This is a genomic window from Halorhodospira abdelmalekii, assembly GCF_016583625.1.
GTDB classification, from domain to species: Bacteria; Pseudomonadota; Gammaproteobacteria; order Nitrococcales; family Halorhodospiraceae; genus Halorhodospira; species Halorhodospira abdelmalekii.
In genome coordinates this window covers 1-11,385 of the sequence record NZ_NRRN01000025.1, presented here as the reverse complement: position 1 = coordinate 11,385, position 11,385 = coordinate 1, and the positions used below count along the sequence as shown (strand labels likewise).

General features: G+C 63.6%; 10 protein-coding genes. 3 read left to right on the top strand and 7 right to left on the bottom strand.

All coding sequences use genetic code 11. From position 1 onward, the window contains the following. Window positions 1–41: 41 nt before the first annotated feature. From tadA to guaB, 3 genes are read right to left on the bottom strand one after another with little or no spacing between them, the layout of a single operon-like run. On the bottom strand, window positions 42–521 hold the full coding sequence (tadA, locus tag CKO15_RS07600) for a tRNA adenosine(34) deaminase TadA (RefSeq protein WP_338036019.1): 480 nt from the start codon (window positions 519–521) through the stop codon (window positions 42–44). Beyond that, a complete protein-coding gene (gene guaA / locus CKO15_RS07595; RefSeq protein ID WP_200194410.1) occupies window positions 512–2,104 on the bottom strand; it encodes a glutamine-hydrolyzing GMP synthase in 1,593 nt (530 codons plus the stop codon). The genes tadA and guaA overlap by 10 nt, the downstream gene beginning before the upstream one ends. A 34-nt stretch (window positions 2,105–2,138) precedes the next feature. Beyond that, the gene (gene guaB / locus CKO15_RS07590; protein WP_200194403.1) at window positions 2,139–3,605 is read right to left on the bottom strand and encodes an IMP dehydrogenase; all 1,467 of its coding nucleotides are present in this window, start codon (window positions 3,603–3,605) and stop codon (window positions 2,139–2,141) included. A 247-nt stretch (window positions 3,606–3,852) separates the two neighbouring features. Here guaB and xseA point away from each other — a divergent pair, with 247 nt between their 5' ends. Next, complete coding sequence (xseA, locus tag CKO15_RS07585) at window positions 3,853–5,112, top strand: exodeoxyribonuclease VII large subunit (protein WP_200194388.1); 1,260 nt, start codon at window positions 3,853–3,855, stop codon at window positions 5,110–5,112. Between the two features lie 344 nt (window positions 5,113–5,456). After that, complete coding sequence (locus CKO15_RS07580; protein ID WP_200194382.1) at window positions 5,457–6,641, top strand: thiolase family protein; 1,185 nt, start codon at window positions 5,457–5,459, stop codon at window positions 6,639–6,641. Between the two features lie 247 nt (window positions 6,642–6,888). Here the strand turns inward: CKO15_RS07580 and CKO15_RS07575 are convergent, their stop codons facing one another. Together CKO15_RS07575 and CKO15_RS07570 are read right to left on the bottom strand one after the other, a co-directional pair. Further along, window positions 6,889–7,473 (bottom strand): hypothetical protein, encoded by a 585-nt coding sequence (locus CKO15_RS07575; RefSeq protein ID WP_200194377.1) that lies wholly within the window; start codon window positions 7,471–7,473, stop codon window positions 6,889–6,891. A gap of 230 nt (window positions 7,474–7,703) precedes the next feature. Further along, window positions 7,704–8,315 carry a hypothetical protein gene (locus CKO15_RS07570; protein ID WP_200194370.1) on the bottom strand — a complete coding sequence of 204 codons (612 nt, stop codon included), beginning with the start codon at window positions 8,313–8,315 and terminating at the stop codon, window positions 7,704–7,706. Between the two features lie 310 nt (window positions 8,316–8,625). Between CKO15_RS07570 and CKO15_RS07565 the strand changes: the two genes are divergently transcribed. Then, window positions 8,626–9,360 (top strand): glutathione peroxidase, encoded by a 735-nt coding sequence (locus CKO15_RS07565; RefSeq protein WP_200194363.1) that lies wholly within the window; start codon window positions 8,626–8,628, stop codon window positions 9,358–9,360. Window positions 9,361–9,515: 155 nt separating this feature from the next. On the opposite strand, the gene CKO15_RS07560 is transcribed toward CKO15_RS07565, so the two are convergent. Both CKO15_RS07560 and CKO15_RS07555 read right to left on the bottom strand, forming a co-directional pair. Further along, the gene (locus tag CKO15_RS07560; protein ID WP_200194359.1) at window positions 9,516–10,217 is read right to left on the bottom strand and encodes a TIGR04219 family outer membrane beta-barrel protein; all 702 of its coding nucleotides are present in this window, start codon (window positions 10,215–10,217) and stop codon (window positions 9,516–9,518) included. Between the two features lie 124 nt (window positions 10,218–10,341). Then, entirely contained in the window at window positions 10,342–11,322 is a 981-nt protein-coding gene (locus CKO15_RS07555; protein ID WP_200194353.1) for a cysteine synthase A, read from the bottom strand. Window positions 11,323–11,385: the final 63 nt, after the last annotated feature.

Here is an 11,385-nt window from a genome sequence, read left to right as displayed (position 1 = left end):
CTCATAATCGTGCCAGATCGCACCGGTGCGTGGCCGGCCGGCTAGCCTGCCGAGCGCCGCCGCTCCCGAAAGAAGAGACGCAGCAAGTCGCCACACTCGGCGGCCAGCACCCCCCCTTCGACCCGCACCGCGTGGTTATGGCCCGGGAGGGCAAAGAGGTCGAACTGGCCACCGCACGCCCCGGTCTTTGGATCGGCAGCACCAAAGACCAGCCGTTCGATACGCGCATGCAGCATCGCTCCGGCGCACATAAAGCACGGCTCTAAGGTGACGTAGAGGGTGCTCCCTGGTAGCCGATACGCCTGGGCGTGGCGGCCGGCGGCCCGCAGCGCCTCAATCTCAGCATGGGCACTGGGGTCGTGGGCGGCGATGGGCCGATTGTACCCCTCGCCGAGTACCGTGCCAGCAGCATCGACCAGCAGCGCCCCGACCGGCACCTCACCGCTGGCAGCCGCCCGCTCTGCCAGCCGCAGCGCATGCGCCATCCAGCGCTGATCGATGTCGCGATGAGCTACTCCCACTCGATGGTCGCGGGCGGCTTACCGGAGATGTCGTAGACCACCCGCGAGATGCCATCGATCTCGTTAATGATCCGCCGCGAGACGTGATCGAGCAGTTCGTACGGCAAGTGTGCCCAGCGTGCCGTCATGAAGTCGACCGTCTCCACTGCGCGCAAGGCGACGACGTACTCGTAGCGCCGCCCATCGCCGGTCACCCCGACCGAGCGCACCGGCAGGAAGACGGCAAAGGCCTGACTGGTGCGCTCGTACCAGCCGGAGCGGCGCAACTCCTCGATGAAGATAGCGTCGGCCCGGCGCAGCAAGTCGGCGTAGAGCTTGTGCACCTCGCCGAGAATCCGCACCCCGAGACCAGGTCCGGGGAAGGGGTGACGATGGATCATGTCGGCCGGTAAGCCGAGCTCCAGACCGACCCGGCGCACCTCGTCCTTGAACAGCTCGCGCAGCGGCTCGACGAGCTCGAGCTGCATCGTCTCAGGCAATCCGCCGACGTTGTGGTGCGATTTGATCACATGCGCCTTGCCGCCGGCGGTGCCGGCCGACTCGACCACATCGGGATAAATGGTGCCCTGGGCAAGAAAGGCAACATCGTCGAGTTTCGCCGCCTCCTCGTCGAAGATCTCCACAAAGAGTCGACCGATGATGCGCCGCTTCTGCTCTGGATCGTCGACCCCCTCGAGGGCGTCGAGAAAGCGCTGTTCGGCGGCAACGTGGAGGACGTGAACGCCCATATGCTTGGCGAAGGTCGCCATCACCTGCTCGGCTTCGCCCTCGCGCAGCAACCCGTTGTCGACGAAGACGCACGTCAGCTGATCTCCGATCGCCCGCTGCAGCAACGCCGCCGTAACCGAAGAGTCGACCCCGCCGGAGAGGCCCAGCACCACCCGGCGCGAACCGACCTGAGCACGCACGCGGCTGATGCTGTCCTCGATGATCTGAGTCGCCGTCCACGTCCCGGGGCAGTCGCAAATCTGGCGCACAAAGCGCTCAAGGATACGGCCACCCTGCGGGGTGTGCGTCACCTCGGGGTGGAACTGCACGCCGTACCAGGCGCGCTCATCATCGCCCATACCGGCAACCGGCGAGGTCGCGGTCGTTGCGATGACCTTAAAGCCGGGCGGCGGCTCAATGACCCGGTCGCCGTGGCTCATCCAGACATCGAGCCAGCCGAAGCCATCGCTGCTGGCGTGATCTTCGATATTGGTCAAGAGGCGCGAATGGCCGCGCACGCAGACCTGCGCGTAACCGAACTCCTTATGCTGGGAGGGCTCAACCTTTCCGCCGAGCTGAGCGGCGAGCGCCTGCATGCCGTAGCAGATACCGAGCAGCGGCACCCCGAGCTCGAAGATCACCGCCGGGATCTGCGGCGCCTGCTCGGCGGTCACCGACTCCGGCCCGCCGGAGAGGATCACCCCGCTCGGGGCGAACGCCCGGAGCCGTTCCGGCTCGGCGTCGTAGGGGCGAATCTCGCAGTAGACGCCGTGCTCGCGCACGCGCCGGGCAATCAGCTGCGTATACTGCGATCCGAAATCGAGGATCAAGATCCGGTGGGCGTGGATATCCACCGCGCTTGAGGTCGTTGACATGGTCTTCAGGCTCTGTGTCGGAGGGGGGCGAGACTCACTCGACGCGGTAGTTCGGCGCCTCTTTGGTGATCGTTACGTCGTGGACGTGGCTTTCACGCATTCCGGCTCCGGTGATGCGCACAAACTGCGGCTGGCTGCGCATCTGTGCCAAATCGGCGCAACCGACGTAGCCCATGCTGGCGCGGATGCCACCGAGCAGCTGATTGACGATCGCTACCATGCTGCCCTTATACGGCACCCGCCCCTCGATCCCCTCGGGGACGAGCTTATCGGCTGACTGTCCAGCCTCTTGGAAGTAGCGATCGGCGCTGCCGTGGCTGCCGGCCATCGCCCCGAGCGATCCCATGCCGCGATACGACTTGTATGAGCGCCCTTGATAGAGCTCGACCTCGCCTGGAGCCTCCTCGGTACCGGCGAGCAGACTGCCGACCATAATCGTATGCGCCCCACTCGCCAGCGCCTTCGCCGCATCACCGGAGAAGCGAATCCCGCCGTCGGCGATCAGGGGTACGCCGGTCCCGTCGAGCGCCTTAGCGACATTGGAGATCGCGGTTACCTGCGGCACCCCAACCCCGGCGATGACCCGTGTGGTGCAGATCGAACCCGGTCCGATGCCGACCTTGACCGCATCGGCACCGGCGCGCAGCAGATCCTCGGCGGCCTCAGCTGTTGCGATATTTCCGGCGATCACATCGATCTGCGGATAGTGCTGCTTAGCCCAGCGCACCCGCTCGAGCACCCCGGTCGAGTGGCCGTGGGCGGTATCGACGACCAGGACATCGACGCCGGCGGCGACTAGGGCCTCGACCCGCTCCTCGGTGCCGGCCCCGACCCCGACCGCGGCACCGACGCGCAGCCGCGCGTACTCATCTTTGCAGGCATTCGGGTAGTCGCGGCTCTTTTGGATATCCTTCACGGTGATCATGCCGCGCAGCCGGAACTGCTCATCGACCACCAGCACCTTCTCGATGCGGTGGTGATGGAGCTTGCTGAGGATCTCTTCGCGGGGTGCCCCCTCGTGCACGGTCACCAGCCGCTCTTGCGGCGTCATCACCAATGCCACCGGCTCATCGACCCGCGTCTCGAAGCGCAGATCGCGCCCGGTAACGATGCCGACCAGATCCTCGCCATCGACCACCGGCACCCCGGAGATCCCCTGCGCCCGCGTCAGCGCCAGCACCTCGCCGATGCTCGTGCGCGGTGAGACGGTAATCGGCTCCTTGATGATCCCGCTTTCGAACTTCTTGACCCGGAAGACCTCGGCCGCCTGCGCCTCGACCGTTAAGTTCTTGTGGATGACCCCGAGCCCTCCCTGCTCGGCTAGGGCGATCGCCAACCGGGCCTCGGTGACGGTGTCCATCGCCGCTGAGACGATCGGGATGTTGAGCTCAATGTTGCGGGTCAGGGCGGTGCGCAGGTCGGCATCACGAGGCATCACCTGCGAGTGGGCGGGCAGTAGCAGGACGTCGTCGAACGTCAGGGCTTCCTGGATAATGCGCATAGATCTCTATCGACCTCGGACTCCGAGTTGGCTGCTTTCGGCGTATGGCTGCTTTGAATAGGATTGCTTTCGGCTGCTTTCGCAGTGTGGCTACTTTTTAGATAGCCGGATAGTATACGCCTGGTGTGGCAGAGTACGCCAGGAGCGAACGCGAAAAGAGGCCTCCGAACGCCGCCGATGGCCCCCAATGGCCCCCGATCGATAGCCCCGTCCACCCGTGATCGCGAAGCAGAGAGAGAGAACCGCAATGGAGAGATCGCTTCCGCCTAATGCCGACGCATCCATGCCGGTCTACACCCCCTCGCAGCTGACCACCGAGGTGCGGGAGATGCTGGAGTTGGCGCTGCCGACGCTCTGCATCGAAGGCGAGATCTCGAATCTGTCGCGCCCGGCCTCAGGCCACCTCTACTTCTCTCTTAAGGATGCGCGCGCTCAGGTGCGCTGTGCCCTCTTTCGCGGCCGCAGCTTACGCTTGTCATTTCAACCGCGCGACGGTGACCTGGTCCGCGCCTACGCCAAAGCCAGCCTCTATCCTGCGCGTGGCGACTTCCAGCTGATTGTCGAGCATCTGGAGGAGGCTGGCGAGGGGGCGCTGCGCCGTGCCTTTGAAGCGCTCAAGCAACGCCTAGCCGCCGCCGGCCTCTTCGATGCCGCGGCGAAACGGCCGCTGCCACGCCTACCGCAGCGCCTCGGTGTGATCACCTCGCCGAGCGGTGCGGCCATCCGCGATGTGCTGAGCGTGCTTGAACGCCGCTTTCCGAGTTTACCGGTGCTGATCTATCCGGTAGCAGTCCAGGGTGAGGGAGCCGCGGCACAGATCGCTGCTGCCTTGGAGCTGGCCGGCCGACGCCGCGAGGTCGATCTGCTGCTGCTCACACGCGGGGGCGGCTCACTGGAGGATCTTTGGCCCTTCAACGAGGAGATCGTCGCACACGCTATCCGCGCCTGCCCGCTCCCGGTCATCAGTGCCGTCGGTCACGAGGTCGATCTGACCATCTCCGATCTGGCCGCCGATCTGCGCGCCCCAACCCCCTCGGCCGCTGCCGAGACGCTCAGCCCCGATCGCGGCGCCTATATGGCCGGCCTGGCCGAACACCGACGCCGCTTACACAGCGCCCTCACCCGCACGCTGCAGCGCCGCGAAGAGCGCCTCTTGACCTTGACCCGGCGGCTCACGGCACAGCACCCGGGGCGGCGCCTGCGCGATCGGGCGCAACGCCTCGATGAACTCGAGGCCCGCCTGCGACGAGGCATCGAACAGCGCCTCGGCACCAGCCGTCAGCGCTTAAGTGCCGCAGCCCGCGCCCTGCATACAGTCAGCCCGCTGGCGACTCTGGAGCGCGGCTACGCCGTGATCCAGCGCACTGATGGCTGCATCTTGCGGCGAGCCGACGAAGCCACACCGGGCGCCCTCGTCCATGCCCGCCTCGGTTCTGGGCGCCTCGATTGCCGCATCGAGAAGATCTACGACGAGCCGGAGCCGGCACTCGCGCCGCTTAGCCCTTGACCTCGGACCTCGGACCTCGGACCTCGGACCTCACGCTTCGACAGACCCAAGCTTTGGGGTTCAGGGTGCGGGGTTCGGGTCTCGGGTCTCAAGTTTCAGGCTTCAGGCTTCAGGCTTCGGACGCCTGGCAAAGCGGTGCCGTCGAAATGTGCCAGTGGCCCCGTGCATATTGATCGACTCACAGCGGTCGTCGTCCCGGCGCGCATCCGTTAAACTGCCGAAGGTACGTGATCCAAACTCGACCGTCCGTTATCCAGTTATCCAACAACAGGGGTAACGACACAGTATCCAACGACAGGGCATCGACCCGAGAACACGCTGACTCTGCAGAAGGAGATTGATCCATGTCTCAGCGCCGCGTCTTTCTATGCGCACCGACTCGCACCGCCCTCGGAACCTTCAACGGCTCGCTGAGCAAGGTACCGGCGACCGATCTCGGTGCCGCCGCGATCCGCGCCACCCTGGAGCGTTCCGGGATCGATCCGGAGGCGATCGATAGCGTAGTCCTCGGCAACGTCATCCAAGCCGGCTGCAAGATGAATCCGGCTCGTCAGGCGGCTGTCAACGGCGGCGTGCCGGTGACCGTGCCGGCGCTGACCGTTAACCGCGTCTGCGGTTCCGGCGCCCAGGCCATCGCCAACGCCTATCAAGAGGTCGCCCTCGGCTACGCCGATGTAGCCATCGGTGGCGGCATGGAGAACATGGATCGGGCGCCCTACCTGCTGATGCAGGGGCGGACCGGCTACCGCTTGGGCCACAATCAAATCTTCGACGCCGTGCTCAACGACGGGCTCAACGACGCCTTCTCCGATCAACACTCGGGGTGGCACACCGAAGATCTCGCGACCGCCTATCAGATCACCCGTGAACAGCAAGACGCCTGGGCCGTACGCTCGCAGCAGCGCTTCAGCGCCGCGCAGGCTAAGGGGCTCTTCGAGGCCGAGATCACCCCGGTCGACGTACCGGATCGCAAAGGCACCAAGCGCTTCGATACCGACGAGCACAACCGAGGCGACACCACCCTGGAGGGCCTACAGAAACTGCGTCCGGCTTTCCGCAAGGAGGGGACTGTCACCGCCGGTAACGCACCGGGGATCAACTCAGGCGCGGCGGCCGTCCTGGTGGCCGACGAGCAAGCGGTCGCCCAGCACGGCCTGACACCGATGGCACGGCTGGTCGCCTACGGGGTCGGTGGTGTCGAGCCGGGGATGTTCGGGATCGGCCCGGTACCGGCGGTCAAGCAGTGTCTGCAGCGCGCCGGCTGGTCGGTGGATGATGTCGAGCGCTGGGAGATCAACGAGGCCTTTGCGGCGATTGCGATCGCGGTCACGCGCGATCTCGGCATCGACGAGGAGCGAGTGAACGTCGAGGGTGGTGCCATCGCCCACGGTCACGCCATCGGCGCCACCGGCGCGGTCTTGACCACCCGGCTGCTGCACTCGATGCAACGCGACGGGGTGCGTCGTGGTGTCGTTACGATGTGCATCGGCGGCGGTCAAGGGGTTGCCCTCGCCCTTGAGCGTGACTGAATAGAGAGCGGCTGAGCCGCTGACGGTGGCTCACCGCCGAAGTCGACTCAACCGGCAATCGGTAGTCGGCAATTTGCACGAAAAACCCCGCCCTGACTCGGGCGGGGTGGGGTTCCGCGACAGCCACCCGCCAGGCCGCACCTCCTACGCGAGGGCGCTCCGATAACCGATCACGAAGGCATCTCGGCTCGCTCACCCCATAGCTGAAGCTAGGGGCTTGCGCTCGCTACTGGATCAGCGAAGCGGGTCAGCGAAGCTGCTCGCCGTGACGGTGCATCTGCTCCTGCAGCTTGGAGAAGAGCTCCTGGTACTCGGACATTAAATCGGCGGTCTCAGGATAGGCCTCCTCCATCGCCGCAATCATATCTTCGTGCAGCGCCCGCATATCACGCTCCATACTCTCGCGGAACGCCTCGTCCTGCCAAACTTCCTGCTGCGCACGCTGCAACGCCATATGAGCAATTTGCAATTCCTGCGCCAGCTCTTGCTGCTCAGATTGACTGAGCTCTTGCGACTCGAAGCGCTCAAGGATCTCCTCTCTGCGCGCAATGTGACTCTCCGGATCGTAACCAAGATCCTCCATCTTGGCGATCACGCGCTCCTCAAGATCTTTCTCACGGGTCTGCAGCGACTCATTATCGGCCAGCGTCTCTTGTTGAATCCGACCGAGTTCCTGTTGCAATTCCTGAAGTCGCTGTTGAACCTGCATCAGCTCGGCGTCCTGAGCACCAGGCACCCCCTCCGCCGGGTCCGCAGAGGCGGGTCCGACATAAAACGGGGCAGCAACCAGGAAAAGCGCACCGACAACTGCGATTGCGGTCGTACGTACCATCACATTGGGCTCCCTCTAAGCAGTTTTACCAACCGTACCGGACACACCGGCAGCGGCGCGGCCACTTAGGATAACACTGGAGCGGACGGCAAGCGGCCGCCCACTCCGACTGCCGTGCGAGCGAGCCGCACTGCGCGCTTCCCTCTCGCTACGCCGAGCACTTCGGCCGACTGCCCGTGAGAGAGCAACCAGCCGCCGCCCGGACCTCCGAGCGGAGCCGGCTTTCAGGCCTACTGCATCTGGCCCATCCCTTGGTGCATTTGCGCCTGCAGCTGCTGCAGCTCATCGATCAGCTCGCCAGCGCGCGGGCTGACATCCTCCATCGCGCTGATCAGATCCTGCTCGAGCTCCTGGCGATCCTGCTCCCAGCTCTGCATGAACTCCTCATCTTGCATCGCCTCTTGCTGGGCCTGTTGCAGCCTCATCTGCAGCTGCCGGTCCTCCTGCAACCGCTCCTCGGCATCGGCGTCGTCGGCCAGAGTCCCATCCTCGAGTTGCTGAATCGTCTCTTCTAGATGGGCAATATCTTCACGGACGTTGTCGTAACCGACCGACTCCATCTGATCAAGCAACCGGTCATCGAGCTCGTTTGCCCGATCTTGCAGCTCAGGGTTCTCCTCCATAGTTTGCTGCTGCAACTGGCCGAGCTCTTGATGCAACTGCTGCATCCGCTGCTGCGCCTGCATTTGCTGTTCGACGGCTTGCGGATCTTGCTGCTGCATCCCCGGCGCGCCCTCCATCTCGGGCTGACCGCCCTGCTCGGGGGCCATCTGCGCCTGCGCAGCGCCACCGCCAAGGGCGAGCATCAGTACGAACGTCGAAGCGAGCGTCTTTTTATGCATATCCGACTCCATTGACTGCGAATGATTGCAAGCACGGTCTTGCGTTACTACCGGCTACCCGTACCGACAACCAAAGAGGCGCACGGGTTCCGCAGCATCCGCCGCACGCCCCTTGCTTCGATGCCATAAGCAAAGCCAGGGCGCATTGCACCGCCTGCATCGCGCATCTCATCGCACAAACCATAGCGAATAACAACAAAACAATAAAAATTCCTGATTGTTTGGCTCGCGGCAGCTGTAGATAATGGCCTCCCCAGATCACTAATAAGACTAATTATCATTTTTGGACGTTCGCACAGAGGAGACCTGTATGACTCATCCGATGGAAGGCCAGCCCGTCCCGCAAGTGACCTTTCGTGCCCGCCGCGACGGCGACTGGCGCGACATCACCAGCGACGAACTCTTCAAGGGCAAGACGGTAATCCTCTTCGCTCTGCCTGGCGCCTTTACTCCGACCTGTTCATCGACCCACCTACCGCGCTACAACGAGTTGGCGCCCGTTTTCCGTGACAACGGCGTCGATGACATCGTCTGCCTGTCGGTTAATGACGCCTTTGTCATGGAGGAGTGGAAACGCGATCAGCAGGCCGATCGAATCACCGTGATTCCCGACGGCAATGGCGAGTTTAGTGACGGTATGGGGATGCTGGTCGATAAGCACGACCTCGGCTTCGGTAAACGCTCGTGGCGCTACTCCATGCTGGTCAAGGACGGTGTCATCGAGAAGATGTTCGTCGAGCCGGAGAAGCCGGGCGACCCCTTCGAGGTCTCCGACGCCGATACTATGCTCAATTACGTCAACCCTGAGGCCAATCGCCCGGCCAACGTCGTACTCTTTACCAAACTCGGCTGTCCTCACTGCATGCGCGCAAAGCGTCTGCTGCAGCAGAACGGTTACGAGTACGAGGAGATTGAGCTGGGTGCCGGCTTAACGACGCGGGCGGTTCGTGCGGCAAGCGGTTCGGGCCTGGTCCCCCAAGTCTTTATCGACGGTCGTCTAATCGGCGGTGCCGACGACCTGGAGCGCTGGTTCGGGCAGGCGTAAGCGATCCGCCCGTAACCCGCATCTCTCCGGCAGCACTCAGCTGCTCTAGCTTTACCAGCTTTATTATTGCTATTGCTACGCCCACACCCCTGCCCTGCCTCAGGCAGGACAGGGGGTTTCTATCGGGGGGATGGGTACTACTGATCGCCCAGCGACTAGAAACGCAAGAAGGCGCCGACGTACGGCCCGCTGAAGGAGATGTCGGTAGTGACATCGTCGAGCTCGTCGAGCTCGATGCTCAGCATCCGATACCCGGCCATCGCCCCGGCATACCACCACTTATACGCCACGTTGAGCTGGACGTCGGTAATCGAATGATCGCCAATGCTCAGCCCCTTGCCCGAGGCCGCCACTTGAAAGCGCGTCATCGGGATATCGAGCACAGCACGGGCGAAGAGCATCGGCACAAAACCGGAGAACGACCCACTCTCCCAGTCGCCGGTATAGCCCGCCAGTCCTGAGGGATTATCGTGCTCAATCTCACCCTCGAAGTAGCGACCGGTAAAGCCGAGATCGAGTGTCACGTAGGGCAACGGCAACGGGCTCCAAAAGAGGGTCAGATCCATATGGCTGAGATCGACCAGAGCCCCTGCTGCCCCCTCCTGAGCCAAGTCGCTGTGCTCAAAACGGACGCTCGGAATCATCGGCAGGATATGGTCCCACTCGACCCAGACGTGAACGTCCTCATCACGATCCAGATCAAGCTCATCCTCGTCGATGCCGAAGACGTCACCACTTGAGCCGTGGAACCAGTAGTTAACCCCACCCGATAGACCCAAAAGACCGCCGGTCGCGTGAGCGCTGCCCATACCGACGACGAATACCGCCACCACTAGAGAGGTCAGGATGCGACGCATGAGTGACTCCCGTACTATTTATCTGGCCCAATCCGGCTTGAGCATAGCACGCTCCCGGCACCAGCCCAATCAATCGGTCTAATCCTGCGCCCGCGGTCTTCAAGCGACCGGCTGCGGTACCCGCTCAAACCGGCCCTAGCCCTCTCTCTGCTAGCCACTCCTGGTTAAAGAGCCGGGAAGCGTAGCGCGCCCCGCCGTCACAGAGCATCGTTACGATCGTATGGCCTGGTCCGAGACGGCGGGCTAGAGTCAGCGCCGCACTCACGTTGACGCCGGTCGAGCTGCCGACGAAAAGCCCCTCTTCGCGCAGCAGGCGATGGACCATCGGCACCGTCTCGCAATCGGGCACACAGAGCGCATCATCGATCTCGCTGCCCGCCAGATTCGCAGTGACTCGGCTGCTTCCAATCCCCTCAGTAATCGACCGACCCTCGGTCGGAGAGGGCTCACCGTGGTGGACAAAGTTATAGAGGGCACTGCCGACCGGATCGGCCAAGACGATTTGAATAGAGGGGTTGCGTTCCTTGAGAGCGCGCGAGACCCCGGCCAACGTCCCGCCGGTGCCGACGGCGCTGACAAAGGCGTCGATGCGCCCCTCGGTCTGCTGCCAGATCTCCGGCCCCGTCGTCTCATAGTGGGCATCGCGGTTGGCGGTGTTATCGAACTGGTTGACCCAGATCGCGTTGTCCATCTCCGCCGCCATGCGTGCGGCCACTTTTTGAAAGTTTTGCGGGTCGCTGTAAGGGGCCGCAGGCACTGTATAGACCTCGGCACCGAGCACGCGCAACAAGTCGATCTTCTCTTGCGTCTGCGTCTCGGGAATAACAATCACGCAGCGGTAGCCGCGTGCCGCGCAGACGTGCATCAGGCCGATCCCGGTGTTGCCCGCACTCCCTTCGACAACCGCTCCCCCAGGGTACAGCGCTCCACTCTGCTCGGCTTGGCGGATCATCGACCACGCTGCCCGATCCTTGACCGAGCCTCCTGGGTTCATCCACTCGGCCTTGCCGAGGATCTCGCAGCCACTCTCCTCGCTCAAGCCTCTGAGCCGGATCAACGGGGTTTGCCCGATCGCGTCAACGATACCCTCTCTGCAGATCCCCATAGCGTGCTCTCCTGAGTGCCTAGATCTCGCCCCCCCCCCTCCCCCACGAAATCGACCTTAGGC